20 protein-coding genes and 2 tRNA genes are annotated in these 21,917 nt (G+C 56.7%); 11 read left to right on the top strand and 11 right to left on the bottom strand.

Annotation, left to right across the window (positions count from 1 at the left end; genetic code table 11):
* Positions 1 to 13: 13 nt before the first annotated feature.
* The 4 genes from rcsB to ACMGGW_RS15425 are packed head-to-tail and all read right to left on the bottom strand — an operon-like array spanning position 14 to position 4,996.
* On the bottom strand, positions 14 to 664 hold the full coding sequence (gene rcsB / locus ACMGGW_RS15440) for a response regulator transcription factor RcsB (RefSeq protein ID WP_004935900.1): 651 nt from the start codon (positions 662 to 664) through the stop codon (positions 14 to 16).
* Positions 657 to 3,359 (bottom strand): phosphotransferase RcsD, encoded by a 2,703-nt coding sequence (gene rcsD, locus ACMGGW_RS15435; protein ID WP_164063925.1) that lies wholly within the window; start codon positions 3,357 to 3,359, stop codon positions 657 to 659. Before rcsD ends, rcsB begins: the two co-directional genes overlap by 8 nt.
* 20 nt (positions 3,360 to 3,379) lie before the next feature.
* Entirely contained in the window at positions 3,380 to 4,534 is a 1,155-nt protein-coding gene (locus ACMGGW_RS15430; RefSeq protein ID WP_049294881.1) for an MFS transporter, read from the bottom strand.
* Between the two features lie 54 nt (positions 4,535 to 4,588).
* Positions 4,589 to 4,996 carry a DUF4186 domain-containing protein gene (locus tag ACMGGW_RS15425; protein ID WP_062826730.1) on the bottom strand — a complete coding sequence of 136 codons (408 nt, stop codon included), beginning with the start codon at positions 4,994 to 4,996 and terminating at the stop codon, positions 4,589 to 4,591.
* A 702-nt stretch (positions 4,997 to 5,698) separates the two neighbouring features.
* Here ACMGGW_RS15425 and ompC point away from each other — a divergent pair.
* Together ompC and ACMGGW_RS15415 are read left to right on the top strand one after the other, a co-directional pair.
* Positions 5,699 to 6,829: a porin OmpC gene (ompC, locus tag ACMGGW_RS15420; RefSeq protein WP_025303634.1), complete on the top strand. Its 1,131-nt coding sequence runs from the start codon at positions 5,699 to 5,701 to the stop codon at positions 6,827 to 6,829.
* Positions 6,830 to 6,987: 158 nt separating this feature from the next.
* Positions 6,988 to 7,404 (top strand): VOC family protein, encoded by a 417-nt coding sequence (locus ACMGGW_RS15415; RefSeq protein WP_025303633.1) that lies wholly within the window; start codon positions 6,988 to 6,990, stop codon positions 7,402 to 7,404.
* Here the strand turns inward: ACMGGW_RS15415 and ACMGGW_RS15410 are convergent.
* The gene (locus ACMGGW_RS15410) at positions 7,398 to 7,976 is read right to left on the bottom strand and encodes a TetR/AcrR family transcriptional regulator (RefSeq protein ID WP_049203662.1); all 579 of its coding nucleotides are present in this window, start codon (positions 7,974 to 7,976) and stop codon (positions 7,398 to 7,400) included. The genes ACMGGW_RS15415 and ACMGGW_RS15410 overlap by 7 nt on opposite strands.
* A 107-nt stretch (positions 7,977 to 8,083) precedes the next feature.
* On the opposite strand from ACMGGW_RS15410, the gene ACMGGW_RS15405 reads away from it, so the two are divergent.
* From ACMGGW_RS15405 to ACMGGW_RS15390, 4 genes are all read left to right on the top strand, one after another.
* The gene (locus tag ACMGGW_RS15405) at positions 8,084 to 8,551 is read left to right on the top strand and encodes a DUF1348 family protein (RefSeq protein WP_164063929.1); all 468 of its coding nucleotides are present in this window, start codon (positions 8,084 to 8,086) and stop codon (positions 8,549 to 8,551) included.
* A 127-nt stretch (positions 8,552 to 8,678) separates the two neighbouring features.
* Positions 8,679 to 9,008 (top strand): osmotically-inducible lipoprotein OsmE, encoded by a 330-nt coding sequence (gene osmE / locus ACMGGW_RS15400; RefSeq protein WP_025303630.1) that lies wholly within the window; start codon positions 8,679 to 8,681, stop codon positions 9,006 to 9,008.
* 157 nt (positions 9,009 to 9,165) lie between these two features.
* Positions 9,166 to 9,253, top strand: a tRNA-Ser gene (locus ACMGGW_RS15395).
* Positions 9,254 to 9,259: 6 nt separating this feature from the next.
* Positions 9,260 to 9,335, top strand: a tRNA-Thr gene (locus ACMGGW_RS15390).
* A gap of 225 nt (positions 9,336 to 9,560) precedes the next feature.
* Here the strand turns inward: ACMGGW_RS15390 and ACMGGW_RS15385 are convergent.
* Entirely contained in the window at positions 9,561 to 9,803 is a 243-nt protein-coding gene (locus tag ACMGGW_RS15385) for a DinI family protein (protein ID WP_025303629.1), read from the bottom strand.
* Between the two features lie 871 nt (positions 9,804 to 10,674).
* Between ACMGGW_RS15385 and ACMGGW_RS15380 the strand changes: the two genes are divergently transcribed.
* Together ACMGGW_RS15380 and ACMGGW_RS15375 are read left to right on the top strand one after the other, a co-directional pair.
* Positions 10,675 to 11,328, top strand: a complete 654-nt coding sequence (locus tag ACMGGW_RS15380) for a helix-turn-helix domain-containing protein (protein WP_025303628.1) — start codon at positions 10,675 to 10,677, stop codon at positions 11,326 to 11,328.
* Positions 11,329 to 11,817: a hypothetical protein gene (locus ACMGGW_RS15375; protein WP_141998566.1), complete on the top strand. Its 489-nt coding sequence runs from the start codon at positions 11,329 to 11,331 to the stop codon at positions 11,815 to 11,817. It begins immediately after the preceding gene.
* Here the strand turns inward: ACMGGW_RS15375 and ACMGGW_RS15370 are convergent.
* The 4 genes from ACMGGW_RS15370 to ttrS all read right to left on the bottom strand — a co-directional run bounded on the left by ACMGGW_RS15370 (position 11,810) and on the right by ttrS (position 15,854).
* Positions 11,810 to 12,541, bottom strand: a complete 732-nt coding sequence (locus tag ACMGGW_RS15370) for a metallophosphoesterase family protein (RefSeq protein ID WP_043136485.1) — start codon at positions 12,539 to 12,541, stop codon at positions 11,810 to 11,812. The two genes, ACMGGW_RS15375 and ACMGGW_RS15370, sit on opposite strands and share 8 nt — an antisense overlap.
* Before the next feature lie 17 nt (positions 12,542 to 12,558).
* Positions 12,559 to 13,221: a VUT family protein gene (locus ACMGGW_RS15365; protein ID WP_025303625.1), complete on the bottom strand. Its 663-nt coding sequence runs from the start codon at positions 13,219 to 13,221 to the stop codon at positions 12,559 to 12,561.
* 340 nt (positions 13,222 to 13,561) lie between these two features.
* Entirely contained in the window at positions 13,562 to 14,161 is a 600-nt protein-coding gene (ttrR, locus tag ACMGGW_RS15360; protein WP_141998564.1) for a tetrathionate respiration response regulator TtrR, read from the bottom strand.
* Entirely contained in the window at positions 14,133 to 15,854 is a 1,722-nt protein-coding gene (gene ttrS, locus ACMGGW_RS15355) for a tetrathionate respiration histidine kinase TtrS (RefSeq protein WP_337660845.1), read from the bottom strand. The genes ttrR and ttrS overlap by 29 nt, the downstream gene beginning before the upstream one ends.
* Before the next feature lie 228 nt (positions 15,855 to 16,082).
* On the opposite strand from ttrS, the gene ttrB reads away from it, so the two are divergent.
* Genes ttrB through ttrA form a run of 3 tightly spaced genes read left to right on the top strand, consistent with a single transcriptional unit; the run spans position 16,083 to position 20,906 of the window.
* Positions 16,083 to 16,820, top strand: coding sequence for a tetrathionate reductase subunit TtrB (gene ttrB / locus ACMGGW_RS15350; RefSeq protein WP_049208488.1), 738 nt, complete (start codon positions 16,083 to 16,085; stop codon positions 16,818 to 16,820).
* Positions 16,817 to 17,842: a tetrathionate reductase subunit TtrC gene (gene ttrC / locus ACMGGW_RS15345; protein WP_197832382.1), complete on the top strand. Its 1,026-nt coding sequence runs from the start codon at positions 16,817 to 16,819 to the stop codon at positions 17,840 to 17,842. Before ttrB ends, ttrC begins: the two co-directional genes overlap by 4 nt.
* Positions 17,835 to 20,906, top strand: a complete 3,072-nt coding sequence (ttrA, locus tag ACMGGW_RS15340) for a tetrathionate reductase subunit TtrA (RefSeq protein WP_197833475.1) — start codon at positions 17,835 to 17,837, stop codon at positions 20,904 to 20,906. Before ttrC ends, ttrA begins: the two co-directional genes overlap by 8 nt.
* A gap of 38 nt (positions 20,907 to 20,944) precedes the next feature.
* On the opposite strand, the gene ACMGGW_RS15335 is transcribed toward ttrA, so the two are convergent.
* Positions 20,945 to 21,853, bottom strand: coding sequence for a LysR family transcriptional regulator (locus tag ACMGGW_RS15335; protein ID WP_043136460.1), 909 nt, complete (start codon positions 21,851 to 21,853; stop codon positions 20,945 to 20,947).
* Positions 21,854 to 21,917: the final 64 nt, after the last annotated feature.

Here is a 21,917-nt window from a genome sequence, read left to right as displayed (position 1 = left end):
CGTGAGGCGGGTTTTAGTCTTTGTCCAACGGCGTCATGCTGACGGACGAGAGATAGTTGAGCAGGGCGATGTCGTTCTCGACGCCCAGCTTCATCATCGCCGATTTTTTCTGGCTGCTGATGGTTTTGATGCTGCGGTTGAGCTTCTTGGCAATTTCGGTCACCAGGAAACCTTCGGCGAACAGACGCAGCACTTCGCTTTCTTTCGGCGACAGGCGTTTGTCGCCATAGCCGCTGGCGCTGATTTTTTCCAGCAGTTTAGAGACGCTTTCCGGCGTGAACTTCTTGCCTTTCTGCAGGGCGGCCAGCGCCTTCGGCAGATCGGTCGGCGCGCCTTGTTTCAGCACGATGCCTTCGATATCCAGATCCAATACCGCGCTCAGGATCGCCGGGTTGTTGTTCATGGTCAGCACGATGATCGACAACTGCGGATAGTGACGCTTGATGTACTTAATCAGCGTGATGCCGTCGCCATACTTGTCACCCGGCATCGACAGATCGGTGATCAGCACGTTGGCGTCCAGCTTGGACAGATTGTTGATCAGTGCGGTTGAGTCTTCGAACTCCCCAACGACATTCACCCATTCAATTTGCTCAAGTGACTTCCGGATGCCAAACAGTACGATAGGATGGTCATCAGCAATAATTACGTTCAGGTTATTCATGTTGTTGGCTACCTTGCTTCAGCAGTCTGCTGACGAAAAAATCAATCTGACTGATGTTATTCTCGATCTCGGGCGCATCACCTTCTGCGATGCGCTGTTCTAACGATTCGCACAGCTGCTTGCCGGGAAGCAGATTTAACATGGCAAACACGCCTTTCAGGCGGTGTGCGGTTTGTGACAGCGCATTGAAATCACTGCTGCCCGCCTCAGTATACAGTTTTTTGACATCGTCGGGTACTGTATCGACAAACAGCCCATAGTAATCACTTGATTTCAATTGTTTTTCATAGAGTTGGATATCTTCTGAACTCAATGAAAGCGGGCTTTCTTCCTGTTCCAGCGCGGCCATTTGCTGTTCGATCAACATCAGCACAGCGTCGATTAATGCGCCGTTCAGGTTGTAGTTCACCCTAATGTAGCGTTTATCCAGCGCTTGCCAACCCGGCTCATCGGTCGCCAGCAGCAGGGTGTAGTCATCGGCCCGCTGCGGGTTATCCGTCAGCAGCACGTCATAATCGCGATTGACCGCGCGATCTTCGGCGACGAGACAGTCGGCGCCGTAGGCCTGCAACAGGCGGGTCACGATGCCGCGCACTTCATCCGACGTGACGTCCAGCAGGGCGGTGACGCCGTCGAGCAGCTTTTCCTGCTCCTGCGGTTCTTTTTTCTCCATCTCCATGGCGACGCGAATGGTGTAGCGAGTGCCGATATCCACCTTGCTGTGAATGTCCAACTGGCCGTTAAGCTTCTTGCACAGCTGATTGCACAGGAAGAAGGTGAGGCCGGAACCGTGGTTGAAGCGGTCCACCAGCGTCTGGCTGAGGAACGGATAGTTGAGGTTGCTGATCTCTTCGTTGGAGATGCCGGAGCCGGTGTCGTTGATTTGGAAAATCAGGCGGTCAGGGTGCTCGGGCTCATGGTCGATGACCAGAGAAATCTTGCCGCAGGCGGTAGTGATAATGGCGTAATGCACCAGCAACGAGATCACCTTGCGCAGCGCGTTGGCGTCGCCGATATAGTTCTGCTCGACGTCCAATTGGAAATGCTTGAACAGCGCCAGCCCCTTTTGATTGAGGGCAGGCAGGGCCTCCAGCAGTAACTCGTCGATCAGCGCCGTTGGGTTGAACGGCTCGCGTGTGGGTTGCCAGTCCTGGGTTTCCAGCCGGGTCAGCAGGGTGATGTTATCGATCAACTCCAGTACCGAAGCCGACGCCGTCGTCAGCTGGCCCAGCAGCGCCTGCTGTTGTTCCTCATCCGGCCGGTTGTGCAGGCGGTCGACCAGATCGTGCATCTGACGTACCGGCTGATTCAGCTCGATGCCCAGATTGTGCAGCATCAGTTTGCGCGCCTGAACGTTTTTGTCGTATTCGCGCCGCGCCTGCTGCAGCCGCTTGTTCACCATCACCTCTTTATCCTGATCGTTCATCAGGAACAGGTAGGTGTCCGGTGAGAGCTGGCTGCGGAAAATGCGAATTTCATACACCTCGTTGTTGACCGTCGCCTGGATCACTCCGTGATGCTGTTCGGCCATATGGGCGATCTTTTGCAGGCTGAGATGCGGCAGCAGGTGCTCGGCGATTTTGTTGCTGGCGATCACCGTATTGTTGGCGAAGCTGTAGACCAGCAGGCCGGAGGGCAGGCTGGAGACGATCTCCCGATTCAGCGCGCGCTCGGCCTCCAGTTCCACTGCCATGTTTTCGCTCGGGCGAATGTACTGGCGGCGGATAAAGTAGATGCTCAGCATCGACAGCGCCAGCAGCAGCAAGTTGACTGCGATCAGCCAGATGTTGTTGCGCAGCAGATCGATGGCCAGATTGATAGCCGAAACGCGATACACCACCTTCAGCGGCGCATTGGGCAGGGCGGCGCTGAACTCCACCCAGCCCCCGCTCATCGTTGCATGGGTACCGAGGACGGTTTCCGACGGGATGGTGCTGTCGTCGAGATCGACATCATCCGGCAGCAGCAGGAAATTGGCGCGGGCCAGATTGGCCGGAATGATGTCGTTGATCGGCAAATCAAAGGCGATCACCGTCGCCAGATGCCCCGGCTGATTAAAGGTGGTGCGAATCGAAAACGAATAGGCGTTCTGGAAGCGTTGCTTGCGCAGATCGGAAAAGCTCTCGCGTTCGTCGAGCATATTGGCCTGCTGCAGCATCTCGGCGCGGCGTTCGTCCGCCGAGGTGGTCAGGTAGCTTTCCCGAAAGCGCGAAGCCAGCTCTTTGAGCGGCTGGGTAGTGATCAGGCTGAGGCTGTTGTCCTGACCATTGAGGTAATACATGGCGTAGTTCTCGGTCTTGGCGCCCCAGCGGGTATCCAGGTAGTCCGAGATGTTGGCGATCATCGCCAGCGTGTTCTCGTCATGGCTGCCGAAGATCACCGCGTCGGTTTTCTTGTGCGGTTTCTCGACATAATAGACGTCGGGCCGCAGGCGGGTTTCCTGCAAACCAGGATCGACATTCTGCGCCGGCGCATTGCCGAATTTGTCATAGACCTGATAGGTCATATAGCGGTAGGTATCGATACGCTTTTGCAGCGAACCGGCGATGCTATTGAGCGTGTACTTCTTTTCCGCCAGCCAGGCATTGGTGTAGTTGTAGCCATACAGACCGATGCCGATCGTCAGCAGCACGATAAACAGCAGGAAGCAGCGGGTAATGTTGCTGGAGCTTATGGTCAGTTGTTTATTTTGCATAGTGGCTGCGCATTCCTGAATCAGCGAGTGACGGCCCTGGCGCTGGCGGTCACCGCCAACAGCAGAGCGGCTACGCAGGCGAAGGCCACCGTCAGGTTGGAAAACTGAGCGATGAAGCCGATCAGCGCCGGGCCGGCCAGAATACCGGCATAGCCGACGGTGGTGACGGAAGCGATCGCCAAATTGGCCGGCATGTCGCGCTGGTTGCCTGCGGCGCTGAACAGGATCGGCACGACGTTCGAGGCGCCCAGGCCGACCAACATGAAACCGGCCAGCGAAACGGTGGCGTGATTGAAGGCGATGGCCAGACCCAGGCCGAAAGCGGCACACAGGCTGCCCAGCAGCAGCACCCGGTAGCGGCCCAGCGAGTTCACCACCCGATCGCCATTGAGGCGGCCGAGCGTCATGGTGATGGAAAACAGCGCATAGCCCAGACCGGCCTGGCTGTGTTCGACACCGCGCAACGTGGTGAGGAACAGCGCGCTCCAGTCGAGCATCGATCCTTCCGCCAGAAACATGATAAAGCACAGAATGCCGATGAACATCACCCAACCGCGCGGCAAGACGAACATCGGCCCGCCGTCGTCGGCGCCGCTCTCACGCAGCAGATGGCGGCTGGCAAGCGCCAGCAGGACTATCACCGCCAGCACGGTGAGCAGGGTGGATTGCAGCGGTGTCAGCCCCAACCACAGCAACGCGCTGACGCCGCCGGCGCCGGCAATGCCGCCGATGCTGAAGAAACCGTGAAAGCCGGACATCATCGCCTTGCCGCTGGCGCGTTCGACGATCACCGCCTGAACGTTCATCGCTACGTCGATCATGCCGATTGCCGCACCGAATAGCAGCAGCGCCACGGCCATGCCGCCGAGGGAATCCATCAGTGCCAACAGCGGCAGATCAATACACAATCCCAGACCCGCCATCAGGATCACCGCGCGGCAGCCCAGTTTGCCGGTCAGGAAACCGGTCAGCGGCATCGCCAACAAGGAGCCGGCGCCGATACAGAGCAGCAACAGGCCGAGCGAACCGTCATCGATACCGATGCGCGCTTTGGCGAAGGGGACCAGCGGCGCCCAGGCGGCCATGCCGAGACCGGCGACGAAAAAGGCCAGACGGGTGGCGATCTGTTGAGGAATGCCGGGCGTTTGCTGTTCATTGCACAAGGTAGCTGTCATGTAAGCGTCAGGATCTTGGGTCAAAAGAATGGTGAAAGTTACTGACAGTTTTTATCACAATCCGCGATCCGGATCGAAAATATTCGCGCCTGACATCTCCCTGGCACCGCCTCTGCGCACCAGCCACAGCGCGATAGCTTGGACAATATACTCCTTTTGCTGCTCGTTCAGTGCGACGCCTTGCGGTATGCCGTGCCACTTTTCCAGACAGCTGCGGCAGCAGGTAGCGGTGGCATGCTGGGCGACGAACACCGGGTGGCCGCGCATCGGTGTTTGCTTGCCGTCATTCTTAGGATGGGCGGCGGCCAGGCGGCGGTCGATAAAATCGCGGGCATGGCTGAGTATCAGCGGCAATCCCTTGCCGTCGAGATAAGTCTGGTCTTTGGCATTTAAACGGAAGCGAGCGCGGAAGGGGGAGGTTTGTAGCCGCCGCCACAGCACGTCGGGTTGAAAGGGCATCATGAATTTTACTCGCTGGAGGTGCACTTTTTTCAGGTTATCAGAATTGAAACTCTGCGGCTAATTGTGCCTGTGGCGGGAAATAATCGGTGGGATAAAGCACGAAATGAAAAGTAATTTCAATTTGTAGACTAAAATAAGGGAAAAGATTAGCAATTAGTGCGAAAGTAAATTAATGAAACTATATCATTAGGTTATTTATTTGCGTGCTATTTGTACGAGTCGGAATTGTGAGGAGAGTATGGAGAAAAATAAAAAACCGGCCAGAAGCCGGTTAAAGGAGTGCAGAAATTATCCTCGGATCTCGGATAATGAAGGTAATAATGAAAATAATGATGATAGCGAGGTGATTATAGCGGCTGCGTGCGGACGGCGTTTTGGCACAATGTGCTTATTGTCTGGCTCAATTGTATGGTTGGCTTTTTTTTCTTAAAGATATGTATAACTACATGATTTTTTATCAATTAATCTATTCTTTGTCTTTAAGTGCTTTATTTTGTTTGTCTGTAATGTTTTGTGAAAGTTCGCGCGTATTTACATTTGGAAACCTTTATTAATTACACTGAAACACTATCGGATACTTGGTATCATTTTCTTTCTGGATTAATATAACCCTTGTTACCAGAATGGTAATGCACAGTCGTGCTAATAATGCTCGAAAAGGGCAGTGGCCGTAGCTCGACATAATTAACGAGGATAATAACGATGAAACTTCGAGTACTCTCTCTGATGGTACCCGCACTGCTGGTTGCAGGCACAGCAGGCGCGGCGGAAATCTACAACAAAGACGGTAATAAACTGGATTTGTACGGTAAAGTCGACGGTCTTCACTATTTCTCCAGCAACAACGGCGTGGACGGCGATCAGTCTTATATGCGTTTTGGCCTGCGCGGCGAAACGCAAATCAGCGATCAGCTGACCGGTTACGGCCAGTGGGAATATCAGGCGAACCTGAATCACGCTGAAAGCCAGGACAACAAGAACTTCACCCGTTACGGCTTCGCCGGTCTGAAATTCGGCGACTATGGCTCCTTCGACTACGGCCGTAACACCGGCGTGCTGTACGACGTCGCGGCGTATACCGACTTGCAGCCTGAGTTCGACGGTATGACCTACGGCGCCGACCAGTTCATGTTCCAGCGCTCCAGCGGCCTGGCGACCTACCGTAACAACGACTTCTTCGGTCTGGTTGACGGCCTGAACTTCGCCCTGCAGTACCAGGGTAAAAACGGCAACGGCGAAGAGACCAACAACGGTCGTGACGTTCTGGGTCAAAACGGCGAAGGCTACGGTATGTCCATGAGCTATGACATGGGCTACGGCATCAGCGCCGCAGGTGCCTTCTTCAACTCGCGTCGTACCAGCGAGCAGAACGGCGGTAACGGTCATCAGAACATCATGGGTCGCGGCGACAAGGCCGAAGGGTACTCCGGCGGTCTGAAATATGACGCCAACGACGTCTACCTGGCGGTGATGTTCACCCAGTCCTACAATGCGGCGCGTTTCGGTAGTTCTGACAGCAGCGTTTATGGCTACGCCAACAAGGCGCAGAGCTTCGAAGCCTACGCGCACTACCAGTTCGACTTCGGTCTGCGTCCGTTCGTGGGTTATAACCAGACCAAAGGTAAAGACTTGGGCCGCGCCGGCAACGGCAAGGACTACGGCGATCAAGATCTGGTCAAATTCGTCGACCTGGGTGCGACCTACTTCTTCAACAAAAACATGTCCACCTATGTTGATTACAAAATCAACCTGGTGGACAACAACGACTTCACCGACGCTGCCGGTATCAACACCGACAACGTGGTTGCCGTGGGCCTGGTTTACCAGTTCTAAGCACCTCAGTGTGAACGTCATCGCGCGGCCTTCGGGCCGCGTTTTTTTTGCCTGTAAGCCGGTAAAAAAGCACGGATTGATCCGCTATCGGCACGGGAAGCACCGTGGTTTTCCTCCTCTAAGCCTACGCTGTCAGTACAGAAAAAGAGGGGGATGATATGGAACTCAAGATCGACAAGGTGATCGAAACGGTGCTCTACGTCAGCGATATTGAACGCGCGGACGCTTTTTACCGGGAGGTGCTGAAACTGCCGGCGATGGTCGCTAACGAACGGTTTCGCGCCTATAACGTCGGCGATCGAAGCGTACTGTTGCTGTTTATCGAGGGCGACTCGCTGCGCGGGGCGCACTATCCTACCGGGTTTATTCCTGCGCACGATGGCGTGGGGCCGGCGCATATCGGGCTGGCGGTGGCGAAAGCGCAACTGCCACACTGGGAACGGCATCTGACGGCCAACGGCGTGGAGATTGAGGGGCGGATGCGCTGGGAACACGGCGGGGAGAGTATTTATTTTCGCGATCCCGACGCCCACCTGTTAGAACTGGTGACGCCGGGCATCTGGGCCAATTACTGATCGAACCCGCCTTGTGCCAGCAACGCCAGAGCGGCATTCAGCACCTGCAGCGCCGCCTGCGGTTGCCGCTCTATCTGCACTCTGACGATGGCGCCGTCGATCAGCATCGCCAGCATTGCTGCCTGCTGTTCCTGCTGTGGGCCGGCGGGCAGGTGACGTGCCAGTTCCTCCGCCATTTGCCGCTTATGCCGGCTGGCGATGTGCAGGCTTTCCGGCAGCAGATCGGCGATTTCCACCGCTGTATTGATAAATGCGCAGCCGCGAAAGCGCGGTTCGTCGAACCACTCCGCCAGGCAGGGCGCCAACGCCGGCAGCAGCCCACCGGTTTGCGCCACATGATGGGCCAGCGATGTGCTGAACCAGGTGAGCCACTGCTGATGGCGATAGGTCAAAAACGCCGTAATTAAATCATTCTTGCTGGGAAAGTGGCGATAGAAGGTCACCTTGGTCACGCCCGATTCTTTGATGATGCGATCGATGCCGGTGGCGCGGATCCCTTCTTGATAAAACAGATCGTGCGCCGTCAGCAGGATGCGCTGGCGGGCGGGTAAGGCGTTGAGATCGGCGGTCATCATTTTCTCCCTGGGTATTTCCGAGTGATTGTAGACAACTCTGTCTACATGCGCTAGCGTAATGATGTAGACAGAGTTGTCTACACGCCTTCACTTAGGAGATAAACATGAGCATTAAACCCCCATTGCCGCCTTTTACCCACGAATCCGCTATCGAGAAGGTGCGGCTGGCGGAGGATGCCTGGAATAGCCGCGATCCCGAACGCGTATCGCAGGTGTATTCCCTCGATACCCACTGGCGTAACCGCGCGGAATTTGTCGATGGGCGCGCGGCGGTGGTCGGCTTTTTGCAACGCAAGTGGGCGAAAGAACTGGAGTATCGGCTGATTAAGGAGCTGTGGGCGTTTGACGGCGCGCGCATCGCGGTGCGTTTTGCCTATGAATGGCGCGACGATTCCGGCAACTGGTATCGCAGCTTCGGCAATGAGAACTGGGAGTTCAATCAGGAGGGGCTGATGATCAACCGTCACGCCTGCATCAACGACATGCCGATCCGCGAACAGGATCGGCGTTTTCATTGGCCGCTCGGCCGGCGCCCGGACGATGTCCCAGCCCTGAGCGATTTCGGTTTTTGAATCTGATGGGATGCTGGCGATGGCCTTTTGAGAGCAAAAGCGCACCGATCGACAAAGGGGAATTTGTAGAAAATCCTTCCCGCTTCTAGACTTAGGGAACAACAAATGCACTCCAAGAGGACAAGCTATGACGAAGAAGTTGGTTTTGGCCGTCGGCACTGCGGCGGTATTTTCCATTCTTGCCGGTTGTACCACCTATGATCGCGCAGCCAGCTATGTCAATGAGCCGGTGGTCAGCGATGTCAAAGTAGGGATGACCAAGCAGCAGGTGCGGGCTATCGCGGGTCCACCGTCGACCACTGCCACACTGGTTCATGCGCAGGGCACCTGCGACACCTATGCGGTGGCGCCGCGCGACGGCAAGGTGCAAACCTACTTTGTCAGCTACAACGACACGGGCCATGTCATGAACAAGGGCTATCAAACCTGTTCAGACTACGATTCTCAGCCGAAATAATCGCGTTTCGGCCGACCAAAAAAGCCTCGCTTGCGCGGGGCTTTTCATTTTTTAAGCGTTTAAGGCCTGAAGTTTAGGCAACTGCACCGGTTGTGCCATTTTTTTGCATCAAAACGATAGACATTTCATAACGGTATCGCTAATATCAGCGCCCATTGGAAGGATGGCCGAGTGGTTTAAGGCAACGGTCTTGAAAACCGTCGAGTGTAACAGCTCCCAGAGTTCGAATCTCTGTCCTTCCGCCAAATTCAGCCGGCTTAGCTCAGTAGGTAGAGCAACTGACTTGTAATCAGTAGGTCACTAGTTCGATTCCGGTAGCCGGCACCATGACAGAGGCCCCAGCAGCGATGCTGGGGCTTTTTGTTATGGTATTGGTGCGCTAGAAAAGTGCACACTGCAGCAGTGCGCGCTTCGAATAGCATCGATATTAACATTAACCAACCGATAACCGGATGGGGGAGGCACCGCGTCAATCCCATTAGCCAAGGGCTGAACGTTTGCATATACTGGCGGAAATATAGCCGGTGGGCGAGCCCGGCTATCAGACAGGGTTCAAATATCAGTGACCAGCCACTGATCCGCTTCTTCGAACATCTCTTCCAACATTCGGTTCAGCTTCTCACGATCGCTTTTGCTGGCGTCGGAGTTCAGGCCGTTGGCCTGCATCGGCTTCACGCGCACCTCCGCCTCCGGGAACAGCACATGCACGCGTTTTTCCAGCTCGTTGCGAATAATCTCGGCGGCGTTGGGTAGCCCAGCGACGTTGCGCTTGTCGTACACTAATTCTACAAACATGACTCACCTGTAAACACTGATTTAATGTACAGTATTCTGGCCTGAGGAAGGTGGGTTGGCAAGAGGGGGGCGCAATTTTGCATAAGGCGTTTATTCTTACTTGCGCAGCGGGCTGCCAAGCCTGCCACTGAATCTTTTCTTTACGTCTGGTCAGTGGTCTGCATTTTCCTCGCTCACTTCGTGCGTGAATATTCAAAGGGCACGATTATCCTCCGCAACCTACATTTTTCTCCCTTACTAATCAGTACGTAAGGCGGTGGCGTCGGGCTGGGGGCTCCCTGGTGTTGGGGGCCCGACGCCACCTTTCTGGTCGCCGTTCTTGGCATAATATCGATCAACGCAGGTATGCGCCGGAACTCGGCGCTACGGGCGCTGACGCAGCTTCTTCGCGTTCTGACAGAGAAAAAATCCCGAGTGTTGGCCAATGGTCGCTCGAAGAGCGATGAATAAAGCACTCATCTCATTTCCTTTAAAATTATCGAACCGGGATGCGGTTTGCTCTCCAGGTTGGCTTCTGTGCGTTAAATTGCTGCGGGGTTAATGTTTAGCATTTTGGGTTTCTCCCGCGTCGGCTATGGCGTGAATGCGATGAAGATATCCCGGGCGTTGTAAAGCGCCTCTGATGTTTGATGAACGGGCATATGAGTTAGCCTGTGCAGACAGCATTTTTATAAGTAAATTGAATCATTTAAAAGGCAGCCAGTCATGTTCGGCAAGACCGGTGATTTACAATAAAATTATTATATTACAATGTATTGTATTTATATTTCGTATACCAAAGGCCCCGAGTCATTGTCATAGCCACCCTAGAAGTGGTTTAATGTTTTTAATTCACTTTAATGACACTAAAGTATAGGTTTAAAACATTATAATGCAACCAAACAACATTAAAATATCAGAAGAAAATGGTATGTCATTGAAAATGATAGGTGAAAACCTTACTTACCTCATGCGCATGCACGGGATTGACGCCAGTCGGTTGAGCAGCGAAACAGGGATAGGTATTGCCACGATCAATAATCTGAGGAAAGGCGTGGGGAATCCCACGATCTCTACGCTTGCGTCCATTGGTGAATTTTTCAGCGTAAAAGTAGGGGAGCTGACTGACAAGGATTTAAGCGTCACGGGAGAGGCCAAACACAATGTGAGATCGCTTCCACTCATTAGCTACAGCGATGTAGAACGTTTTCTGGCCAACACGATCAGAACGGCAGATACCTATACGACAGAAGTCGATGACATGATGGACGATTCGCTGTTTGTGGTAGAGATAACGAATAATTCACTGTCGCCTGAATTAGACCGTGGAACGTATTGTGTGATCTCGCTCAAGGAGCCATTTTGCGATGGCGATATCGTCCTGGTTAAGCTGAAAAATTACCCAATATGCTTAAGGCGAGTTTTTGTTTCCGACGGCGACTTGTTGTTTACAAACATCTCATTAGATTCAGATAGCAGTGTGAAGTCCTATAGCGATTATGCGATCGTCGGTGTTCTATTGAAAACGATAAAGAGGCTGAAATAAATGGACTTATTTAACATAATGAGAAGGTTAAGAAAAATATACTCTCCCAGTTACCTCTATACGTTAGATCGTAGTGTGATCCGAACGGCGGATGGATATTGGCTTTTCAAAGAGTTTGGCACCCATACTTTCGTGAAAAAAAACTGGGGGCAACTCATCGAGGGCGATTTTCTCAGGCATGTTAACCCGAAAGATATCGCTTTTATCGCCGAGACCGAATCTAAAATAAAAATCGCCTCGGCCAAACTGTCGATTCATGAAGAGAAACGAAACTGTATGTGGACGTTGAAAAACGATGTTGACTCGATATCAATATCAGGGGCGGATTTTCTAAGGGATCGCGATCTTGTCGACAAAACCGAGTCCTTGGATGCGACGAAAATAGCCTTTTATGCCGGGGTAAAGGAAGGCAGAGCACTCTCTGCCTCATTGAAAAATGCTAAGAAAAGCGACAGGTCTAAAGAAACAATACTGACGTTGATTAAATAAACCAGGGTTCGACGTGAATATGCTCATCGAACGTAATCACGCTGAAAGCCGAATTGTCTATGCTACTGACAGCGCTTGTGCCGTTCTTCCATTGCGAACAAATCGCCGGGGAAACAGAGACTAAGGTTTCCCCCAGCTTTCTTTGGAATAGCGTATGTGCATGGCCTGAGCCGATAAACTTAACGTTTAATCGTTGGCAGAGGCTCAAAAACTCCTCGGCATTGTTTAACATACAGCTATCAACAATCGGGGTGCCTACCGGAATAGGGTGATGATGCAAGAAGACGGCGACCTTTTTATTGTCACTTGCGACGATGGCTTTTTCAAGCGTGTCGAGCGCATGCGTCGAGACCCTGCCGAAATCTTCGTTATCGACCACCGAGTCGATGCTGAGCATGCGCCATTCGTCATCTTCAAACGAGTTTATATCGTAGCTGCCGCCCTGTTTACGGGCTGTATCGTCCAGGTTCTTTTTGTTGTCGTGGTTGCCTGGGAAAAAATAGAAAGGTAAGGAAGTACGGTTCATTATCTTAAAGAAGCGCTCATAAGAGGGGATATCGCCATCATGAGAGATGTCACCCGTCACAATGATTAAGTCGGCATTGATTTTATCGGCATTGGCATTAATGAAGTCAATGGCCCTGTCGAAATTAGCAAGATGCTTCGAAGCCAGCGCGCTTTCATTAGGCATAATATGTATGTCGCTAATCTGAATTACTTTCATGCGAGACCCTGTTGATATTACTTAAATGGATTGTATGAGGTGCCCCAATCATAATGATCGGTGTTTTCTATCTTCTTAACCCACTCGACTAAGGCGATGGCGAGCGGCAGTAATACAATAGAGACGACAACTTTATAAGACCACGTCGTGCTTATGATATTAACCAACTCCATGAAGGTGTATTTTCCTGAAAGACTGATCGGATAGGCTGTCAGCAACAGGGCGGCCTGTGTAGACATGGAGCCCACAATATATCGGATAAAGAAGTATTTGCCGGAGAAGATAATCTTCATCTTTGAAATAATAAAACCATTGACGAAATAAGCGACCGGAACGGACACCCAGGTGCCTATCATGACTCGCCAGAATTCATGGTATAAAGAATAATAGTGTGTGGCGATATCGTTATTTTCTGGCTGAATAACGGCTGAGAGATTAAGTATTATGACATATAAGCTTTGGCAGAACACCATGATCCATATTGCTCTTACCGACAATTTATAGCCATAAACCTCAGTCAGCAATGTGGATATCAAGAAACACAAGGAGAATACAATGCCGCTTGCCGTTATTTTAAAACCATAGATATCAAAGACCTTATAAACCAACGTGTCGCAGGTGATCATAATGGTCACCGTCAGGCCAACAAAAAGGCCATAGAGCTTGAGATTTCCTTGCATTTTTATTCCTTATTTAGTCCGTGTTCTTCTGTTATTCATAATCCATACTTATTTAAAACGTCAACCGGGCGGTCAGATAGTGGCGTAATGATGCTCGAGCCATGTCACATGGACATCATCTCTCTTTATTCAAAACAACGCCTCTCCTTTCCCTCACGGGGTTCCTGAAGGCGAGAGCGCTACGCTGGGTTTTGCGGAGAATGCTGATAGCCTGTTGGTTGAGAAAAGATGATCTCACCGTAATTCATTAATATTTCTAATAAATATATTGCCTGGATCGCGCTGTGTCAATCAAGGAAAGAGGAATACGGGACGTTAGCTTGATGAGGGCTTTATGCATTCACTCCCGGGGCGTGGGCGGCAGAGCCTGCAGCTGAATCACCAATTCCGCCAGGCTGGCGGCCTGCATTTTCTCCATCACTTTCGCCCGGTGAACCTCTACGGTGCGCAGCGCGATATTCAGCCGCTCCGCCATTTCCCGATTCATCATGCCCCGCACCACCAGCTGCGCGATGTCGCGTTCTTTCGGCGTGAGCGTGCGGTAGCGGCCGCAAGTTTCATGGCGCTGCTGGGCTTTGGCCGAGACCTGCTGTGCCCGTTCGAGGGCGGCGATCAGCGGTTCTGCGGCGATCGGTTTTTGCAGGAAATCCACCGCGCCGTACTTCATCTGCTCCACCGCCATCGGCACGTCGCTATGGCCGGACAGGAACACCACCGCCAGCGTACTACCGCGGCGGCGCAGCTCAGCGTAGGCCTGATGCCCATCGAGTTTCGGCATCCGCATGTCCAGCAAGACGATCCCGGTCTGAAACAGGTCGGCCCGCGCTAAAAAGTCGGCGCTGTCATTCCAGCACTGCACGTCGTGGCCGAGGCTGGTCAGCAAAAAATGGCAGGCGTCGGTGACGGCGGCGTCATCGTCCACCAGATGAATTAGCGACATGGTTTTCCTCATCGTTCAATATGAAATGCAGCGTTATGCACAGCCCATTGCGGCTGTCGGGGGCGGGGCGGTTCGCCAGGCGGATTTCGCCGCCGCCGTAGCGGGCCAGGCGCCGGCAAATGGCTAACCCCAGCCCCATGCCGCCGGCTTTGGTGGTGTTGAAGGGGCGAAAAGCCTGTTCCAGCCCGGCCGTTGTCATGCCGCCCGCGTTGTCCTGCAGATGCAACTCGATTGCCCGTTCGCTCTGGACGGCGGAAAGCCAGACGGCGTTGGCTCCGGCCTGCGCCGCATTCAGCAGCAGGTTTGCCAGCAGCTGTTCCAGCAGCGCCGGCGGCAGGGTTAGCGTCAGCGAAGGCGCCACGTTGTTGAACAGTTTCAGGTCGGGATAGCGCTGCGTCAGGCGCAGCAGCGTCCACACCCGCTCGGCGGTTTCGCTTACCGCCGCGGGTCGCCAGCGTGTTTGGTCTATCGCCTCAGCGGTGGGCTGCACCCACTGGCGCAGGTTATGAATCGTCTCGCCGCCGCGCTGCGCCTGTCGGTCGATATTTTCCAACGGACCCAACAGCGGATGCCCGGCGTTCGTTTTGCGCAGTTGGATCAGGCATCCCTGCGCATAAAGGCGAATAGCCGCCAACGGTTGATTGAGCTCGTGCGCGAAGCCGGAGGCCATTTCCCCCAGCACGTTCAGCTGCCTGGCGTTCTCCAGCGCCTGCTCCTGCCGCCGCAGTTGCTCTCCGGCATGGAGCAACTGCCGCCCGCGCCGGCGTACCAGCAGCGCGATCCAGATATGGTTGACGATCAACAGCGCCAGCACCGCCAGCGACAGGCCGGCGGCCGTCTGATGCTGGATCAGCCAGCTCTTGATATCCAGCCACAGCCGCCGCTGTTCCGGGTGTTGATTGACGGCGCGCAGCAAGGCTTCCACCTCGCTGGTCGAGACCGGTGCGCCCCATTGAAAGGGAGACTGCGGAGGTGCGGTCAGCAAAGCTCTTGCCACCGCATCCACCAGTGAGTTATCCAGGCCGGGCAGGGCGGCGAACGACCAGTTGGGGTAAAGCGGCGTGCTGCTGACGCAGGGAACCGATGTGGGCCGTTGCAACAGCGGGCGAAAATCCGCCGGGTTGATCAGGCCTTCTCGATTCATTTTCTCCAGCAGGCAGACGGGGACGATGGCGGCCTGAATGGCGCGCTCGCGCAACAGATAGAGCAGGGCATCGGCAGGGAAACCGGTAAAGCGCAGGTGGAAATCGCGATCGGGCCGCATACCGGCATCGCTGAGCGCCTTATAGCCGGTCAGATAGCCGCCGAAGGCCTGCGGATCGATGGCGCCCACCGTTTTGCCCATCAGCGCCTGCGGCGTCGTGATGCCGCTGTCGCGCCGCACTAGAATCACGCTGCCGATGATGTTGCCCGTTGCCCGATCGCCGTTGGCGGCGCGCAACGATGCCAGCCAGCGCAGATGATAGCGGCTGTTCAACTGCACGAACTGCGCCGGATTAGTGACCACGAACTGCACGCTGCCCCGATTGACCGCTTCGCGCATCTGCGCCAGATCGAGCGGCTGCAGGCGGAAGCGCTCACCGCCGACACTGCCGTTGAGGCTGTCGATCAGCGGCTGCCAGTCACGCGCGGTCGCCGCATCGCCGCGCATCGCCAGCACGCCGATCGACCACTCTCCCGCCTGTGCCGCCATCCCCCAACCGAGACTGAACAGCAGTAATAACACGACCCTCACAGCCCCTCCTGATGGGCAATTTGCCTGCAGCCACTTGTTTTAGATCAACGTTGGGGCCGGTATGTGGTTAACCACAATAGAGCGCCATCGATGCCATTTTTACACTGTAAATCATCGACATTGTTTATTCATCTAACGGGCATCAATAGCGTGATCGGGGTGATGCCCAGGGCGTGGGAGAGGCGCATGGACTTCAGTAAACGGCAGTTTTTGCAGCAGCTGGGCGTGTTGACGGCGGGGGCTTCGCTGATCCCCGTGGCGGAGGCCGGGCTGACGTTAGCGCCGACGCGGCGCGAGGGGGATGCGAGCCGCCGCTACGCGATGCTGATCGATCTGCGGCGTTGCGTCGGGTGCCAGGCCTGTACCGTGAGCTGCGCCATTGAAAACCAGACGCCGCACGGCGAGTTTCGCACCACGGTAAACCAGTACCAGGTCAGCCTCGAAGGTGAAGCGGTGGCGACCAACGTGCTGCTGCCCAGGCTGTGCAACCACTGCGACAACCCACCCTGCGTGCCGGTGTGCCCGGTACAGGCCACTTTCCAGCGTGAGGACGGGATCGTGGTGATCGACAACACGCGCTGCGTGGGGTGTGCCTATTGCGTGCAGGCCTGCCCCTACGATGCCCGCTTTATCAATCACGCCACCCAAACGGCGGACAAATGCACCTTCTGCGTACACCGGCTGGAGGCGGGATTGTTGCCGGCGTGCGTGGAGTCGTGCGTGGGCGGGGCGCGGATCATTGGTGACATGCGCGATCCGCACAGCACGCTGAGCAAAATGCTGCGGCGCCATGAGGCCGAGATCAACGTCCTCAAGCCGGAGAACCAAACCGCGCCCCATGTGTTCTATCTGGGGCTGGATGACGCCTTCGTCACGCCGCTGCCGGGGCGGGCGCAGGTCGCCTTATGGGGGGAGGGACGATGAGTCGCCAACTGATGATCGCAGAAGTGCTGAGCCAACCGCAGGCGGTGAGCTGGCTGCCGTGGGCCGTGCAATATTTCTTCTTTATCGGCATCGCCGCCTGCGCCGCGCTGCTGGCCTGCGTGTGGCGCTGGCGCGGTGGAGATAACGCCGCGCATCTGGAGCGCATGGCGCTGTTTATCGGGCTGACGTGCGCCATCACCGCACCGCTGGCGCTGACCGCCGACCTGCATCAAACCGCCCGCTTCTGGCATTTCTACGCCTACCCGACGCCCTGGTCGTGGATGCCGTGGGGCGCGCTGTTCTTGCCGCTCTTTACCCTGCTGATCGGCCTGTGGTTTCTCGCTCTCGAATTTGCGCGGCTGACGGGCAGGCCGGTTGCGCTGCTGCGTGGGATTGCGCCCGCCTGCGCGCTGGTGGCTATCGGCCTGCTGTTGTACACCGGGCGTGAGGTTTCCGTCGTGCGTGCCCGCCCCATTTGGTTCAGCTACGGATTTCCGATCGTGATGTTCCTCAGCGCGCTGCAGGCGCTCTTGGCCTTGCTGCTGCTGACATTGCGCGAACGGCCCGGTCTGCAGACGCCGCTGGCGCGCGGGATGCTGCTGACGTTACTGCTGCTCGGCGGGGCGATCCTGCTGTGGGCATGCGGCGATACGTTATCCGGCGCGGCGGTACGCCACTGGCTGCAGACGCAGGCGATGGCGCGCCGGTATGCCGTGGGATGGATTGCGCTGTGGGGGCTGACGCTGGCGTGCGCCGCTTGGGCCGGTTCTCGGCGCTTGCCGCGCGGCGGTACGACGCTGCTGGTGGCCGGCGCACTGGGGCTGAGTTGGCTGATGCGCTGGACGCTGTTGATCGAGGTGCAAACCATCCAGAAATACAACGCGACGTATTCCCCTTATAGCCTGCCGCTCGGCACCGATGGCTTGCTGGCGATCGTCGGCACTTTCGGGTTGTGGCTGGCGTTAATGATCATGGTGCGTGAAGCACAGGCGTTTTTACTGCGGAGAAAACAACATGGCTAAACTCACCCGGCGTCAGTGGTTGAAAGTGGGCCTGGCCTTCGGCGGATTGTCCGCCTTTGGCCTGAGCTATCGCGAGGTCGCCAAACGGGCGATCGACGGCTTGATTCACGGCACTTCAGGGCGGGTGACCCTGGATCGCATCAACGGCAACTCCCTGCCGCCCGAAGGGCGGGCAAGGCCGGAATGGCAAGGCAATCCGCAGCAGGCCATCTCGATGACCCAGTGTTTCGGCTGCTGGACGCAATGCGGCGTGCGGGTGCGGGTGGACAGGCAGACCGACCGGGTATTGCGCATTGCCGGCAACCCGTATCATCCGCTGTCTCAGGAACGGCACGTCGACTCGGCCTTGCCGCTGCAGGACGCGTTGGCGCAGCTGGGCGGCGAAAGCGGCCTCGACGCCCGCTCCACCGCCTGCGCGCGCGGCGCCACGCTGCTGGAAGGGCTTTACAGCCCGCTGCGCGTGCTGGAGCCGATGAAGCGCGTCGGCAAACGCGGCGAGGGCAAGTGGCAGCGCATCAGCTTCGAGCAGTTGATCGCTGAAGTGGTGGAGGGCGGCGATCTGTTCGGCGAGGGGTATGTGGACGGCCTGCGGGCGATCCGCGATCTGGAGACGCCGATCGATGCCCGACAGCCGGGGCTGGGGCCGAAAGCCAATCAGCTGCTGGTGACCAACGCCGGTGACGACGGGCGCGACAGCTTCCTGCGGCGTTTCGCCCAGAACAGTTTCGGCAGCAAAAACTTCGGCGCGCACGGCGCTTACTGCGGGCTGGCCTACCGTGCTGGTTCCGGTGCGTTGATGAACGATCTGGACAAAAATCCGCATGTAAAGCCCGACTGGGAACAGGTCGAGTTCGCGCTGTTTATGGGGACCTCGCCCGCGCAGTCCGGCAACCCATTCAAGCGGCAGGCTCGGCAACTGGCCAGCGCCAGATTGCGCAGCGAGTTCCGTTATGCGGTAGTGGCGCCGGCGCTGCCGCTGACCACCACATTGGCGGACGATCATGGCCATTGGATCCCGATATTGCCGGGCACCGACTCGGCGCTGGCGATGGCAATGATCCGTTGGATCCTCGACCACCGGCGTTATCAGGCCGATTATCTCGCCATCCCGTCGGAGGCCGCCATGCAACGCGCCGGCGAGAAGAGCTGGACCAACGCCACGCATTTGGTGATCGCCGAGAGCGAGCATCCGCGGGCGGGGCAGCATCTGACGCTGGCCGATCTGAATGGCGCCGGGTCGGCGTCGCCGTTGGTGGTCAACGGCGCGGGGGAACTGGTGGCGGCCGAGGCGTGCGACAGCGCTGAGCTGTGGGTAAGCCGTACGGTGACGCTGCACGACGGCGTGCAGGTGGGGGTGAAAAGCGGCTTCCAGTGTTTTAAAGAGGCCGCCGACAAGCTGTCGCCGGAGGCGTACAGCCGGCAATGCGGCGTGCCGGTGGCACGCATCGCGGCACTGGCCGAGGCCTTTACCGCCCACGGGCGCAAGGCGGCGGTGATCGCCCATGGCGGGATGATGGCGGCAAACGGGTTTTACAATACCTGGTCGGTGATGATGCTTAACGTGCTGATCGGCAACCTGAGCCTGGCGGGAGGCGTGTTCGTCGGCGGCGGAAAATTCAACGGCTTCGCTGAGGGGCCGCGCTATAACCTGGTCGAGTTTCCCGGCCTGGTAAAACCGAAGGGCCTGAATATCGCGCGCAGCAAGGCCGCCTATGAAACCTCCGACGAATACCGCGAAAAAGTGGCGGCGGGCGTTTCCCCCTGGCCGGCCAGGGCGCCCTGGTATCCGTTCGTCGCCGGGCAACTGACCGAGCTGCTGACATCGGCGTTGGCAGGGTATCCGTACGGGCTGAAAGCCTGGATCTCGAACATGACCAACCCCTTGTACGGTATCGCCGGGTTACGTAGCGTGGCGGAGGAACGATTGAAAGATCCGGCGCGTTTGCCGCTGTTTATCGCTATCGATGCGTTTATCAACGAAACGACGGCGCTGGCCGACTATATCGTCCCGGACACCCATAACTTTGAGAGCTGGGGGTTCAGCGCCCCCTGGGGCGGCGTCGCCAGCAAGGCCACTACCGCGCGCTGGCCGATAGTGACGCCGGCGACCGCGAAAACGGCGCAAGGGCAGCCGATTTCCATGGAGGCGTTTTGCATCGCCGTCGCTAAACGCCTGGCGCTGCCGGGGTTCGGCGATCGCGCTATCGGCGACGGCCAGGGCGAGCTGCTGCCGCTCAACTGCGCCGAGGATTATTATCTGCGCGCCGCCGCCAACGTGGCGTTTGCCGGCAAGGCGCCGGTGCCGGCCGCGAGGGCGGACGAACTGACGCTGAGCGGTGTCGATCGCTTGTTGCCGCAGCTTGCGCAGACGCTGCGCGCCGATGAAATCGACCGCGTGGCGTTTATTTACAGCCGCGGCGGCCGGTTCGCCGTTCACGACAGCGGCCGCCGCGACGGCAGCGTGGGCAACCGCTGGGAGAAACCGCTGCAGATCTGGAATGCGGAAGTGGCGAAGCACCGGCATGCGATCACCGGTGAGCGTTTCAGCGGCTGCCCCACCTGCTATCCGGCGCGTTTGTCGGACGGCCGCGCGGTGGAAGCGCTCTACCCTGAGCAGCAGTGGCCACTGCGCCTGATGTCCTTCAAATCCAACGTGATGAGCAGCTCCACCGCGGTGATCCGGCGCCTGCACGACGTGAAACCGGTGAACCTGGTGGCGCTGAATCCGGCAGACGGGGCTCGTTTCGGCATTCAACACGGCGACCGGGTACGTATCAGCACGCCGGGCGGCAGTCGAGAGGTGCGGATCAGTTTACTGGCAGGCGTGATGCCCGGCGTGATCGCGGTGGAACACGGCTACGGCCACCGGGAGATGGGGGCCAGTCAGCACTACCTGGACGGTGAACCGCTGGCGATGGATGAGCGCATTGCCGCCGGCATCAACCTCAACGATTTGGGCTTTGCCGATCCGACGCGTGAAGTGCCGAATACCTGGCTGGATTGGGTGACCGGAGCGGCGGTGCGTCAGGGGATCCCTGCGACCATCGTCAAGCTTTCCGCGTAGGCGCAGCCGTAAATCTGCTGTGGCTGCAGGTGGGGGTGTTAAGCCTGCGTCAGCAGCTGCAAAAAGCGGCTCAGCGCGGTAAAAGGCGGTTCGCTGTTGCGCCAGAAGACGCCCACGCTGCCTTTCTGCTCTATCTTCGGCAGATTCAGGATCGCCAGCTGCCCCTGGCTGGCATAACGCTGCGCCAGCCGTAGGGAAAGAATGGAGATCATATCGCTGCTTTGCAGCAGGTTGGTACTGACGTTCATGGATGCCGATTCAACCGTGTTTTCGGGCAGCATCACGCCGTTATCCGCCAGCGCATTATCAATGCTGAGGCGGATGGGCGTGCCGGTCGGCCAGACAATCCAGCGCCAGTGGGTGAGATCGCGCCAGGTGAGGGAGGCGGATTCCGCCAGCGGATGGTGAGGGCGGGCAACAAAGCATACCGGTTCGGTGTAGAGCACTTGATAGTTGAGCGGCAGTTGCAGCGCCCGCCCGCCAACGCGGCCCACGACGACGTCCACCGCGCCCGCGATCAGATCGTGCAGCAGCGGGGTCATCACCTTTTCCTCAATATTGAGATGCAGCGTCGGCATTTCCTGCAGCAGGCTCAATATGGCCTGCGAAACGCAGTCGGTGGCGACCGGCGAACAGCCGATTTTCAGGCTTCCCACCAGCCCGCCTTGCTTAAAGCGGGCGATTTCAGACTGCGAACGCTCGAGATCGTTGACCAAGCGCTGCGCATGCTGAAGCAGCAGTTTCCCCCCCTCGGAGGGGCGCAGCCCTTTGCTATGCCGCTCAAACAGCGTGATCCCAATCTCATCTTCGAGCTGTGACAACCATTTTGACAGAGCGGGTTGGGAGATGTTCATCATCCGGGCAACGTGGGTCAGATTTCCCTGCTCACCCAACGCCACCAACATTTGCAGATGGTGAAGTTTCATTTTCTGCGCCCAGTTCGCCATTTGCTATAACCCTCCGGTTATGTCTCTGCCTGAAAAGCCATTGTACATTTTATCGCTAAGGATA

Source organism: Serratia sp. BNK-4, from assembly GCF_048685115.1.
Taxonomy (GTDB): Bacteria; Pseudomonadota; Gammaproteobacteria; order Enterobacterales; family Enterobacteriaceae; genus Serratia; species Serratia bockelmannii.
The sequence above is the reverse complement of the archived record's forward strand: the minus strand, read 5'-3'. Positions and strand labels throughout refer to the sequence as shown.

Excerpts from the sequence above, each read along its gene's own strand:
- rcsB (WP_004935900.1), bottom strand. The coding sequence starts at position 664 with ATGAATAACCTGAACGTAATTATTGCTGATGACCATCCTATCGTACTG.
- rcsD (WP_164063925.1), bottom strand. The coding sequence starts at position 3,359 with ATGCAAAATAAACAACTGACCATAAGCTCCAGCAACATTACCCGCTGC.
- ACMGGW_RS15430 (WP_049294881.1), bottom strand. The coding sequence starts at position 4,534 with ATGACAGCTACCTTGTGCAATGAACAGCAAACGCCCGGCATTCCTCAA.
- ACMGGW_RS15425 (WP_062826730.1), bottom strand. The coding sequence starts at position 4,996 with ATGATGCCCTTTCAACCCGACGTGCTGTGGCGGCGGCTACAAACCTCC.
- ompC (WP_025303634.1), top strand. The coding sequence starts at position 5,699 with ATGAAACTTCGAGTACTCTCTCTGATGGTACCCGCACTGCTGGTTGCA.
- ACMGGW_RS15415 (WP_025303633.1), top strand. The coding sequence starts at position 6,988 with ATGGAACTCAAGATCGACAAGGTGATCGAAACGGTGCTCTACGTCAGC.
- ACMGGW_RS15410 (WP_049203662.1), bottom strand. The coding sequence starts at position 7,976 with ATGACCGCCGATCTCAACGCCTTACCCGCCCGCCAGCGCATCCTGCTG.
- ACMGGW_RS15405 (WP_164063929.1), top strand. The coding sequence starts at position 8,084 with ATGAGCATTAAACCCCCATTGCCGCCTTTTACCCACGAATCCGCTATC.
- osmE (WP_025303630.1), top strand. The coding sequence starts at position 8,679 with ATGACGAAGAAGTTGGTTTTGGCCGTCGGCACTGCGGCGGTATTTTCC.
- ACMGGW_RS15385 (WP_025303629.1), bottom strand. The coding sequence starts at position 9,803 with ATGTTTGTAGAATTAGTGTACGACAAGCGCAACGTCGCTGGGCTACCC.
- ACMGGW_RS15380 (WP_025303628.1), top strand. The coding sequence starts at position 10,675 with ATGCAACCAAACAACATTAAAATATCAGAAGAAAATGGTATGTCATTG.
- ACMGGW_RS15375 (WP_141998566.1), top strand. The coding sequence starts at position 11,329 with ATGGACTTATTTAACATAATGAGAAGGTTAAGAAAAATATACTCTCCC.
- ACMGGW_RS15370 (WP_043136485.1), bottom strand. The coding sequence starts at position 12,541 with ATGAAAGTAATTCAGATTAGCGACATACATATTATGCCTAATGAAAGC.
- ACMGGW_RS15365 (WP_025303625.1), bottom strand. The coding sequence starts at position 13,221 with ATGCAAGGAAATCTCAAGCTCTATGGCCTTTTTGTTGGCCTGACGGTG.
- ttrR (WP_141998564.1), bottom strand. The coding sequence starts at position 14,161 with ATGTCGCTAATTCATCTGGTGGACGATGACGCCGCCGTCACCGACGCC.
- ttrS (WP_337660845.1), bottom strand. The coding sequence starts at position 15,854 with ATGGCGGCACAGGCGGGAGAGTGGTCGATCGGCGTGCTGGCGATGCGC.
- ttrB (WP_049208488.1), top strand. The coding sequence starts at position 16,083 with ATGGACTTCAGTAAACGGCAGTTTTTGCAGCAGCTGGGCGTGTTGACG.
- ttrC (WP_197832382.1), top strand. The coding sequence starts at position 16,817 with ATGAGTCGCCAACTGATGATCGCAGAAGTGCTGAGCCAACCGCAGGCG.
- ttrA (WP_197833475.1), top strand. The coding sequence starts at position 17,835 with ATGGCTAAACTCACCCGGCGTCAGTGGTTGAAAGTGGGCCTGGCCTTC.
- ACMGGW_RS15335 (WP_043136460.1), bottom strand. The coding sequence starts at position 21,853 with ATGGCGAACTGGGCGCAGAAAATGAAACTTCACCATCTGCAAATGTTG.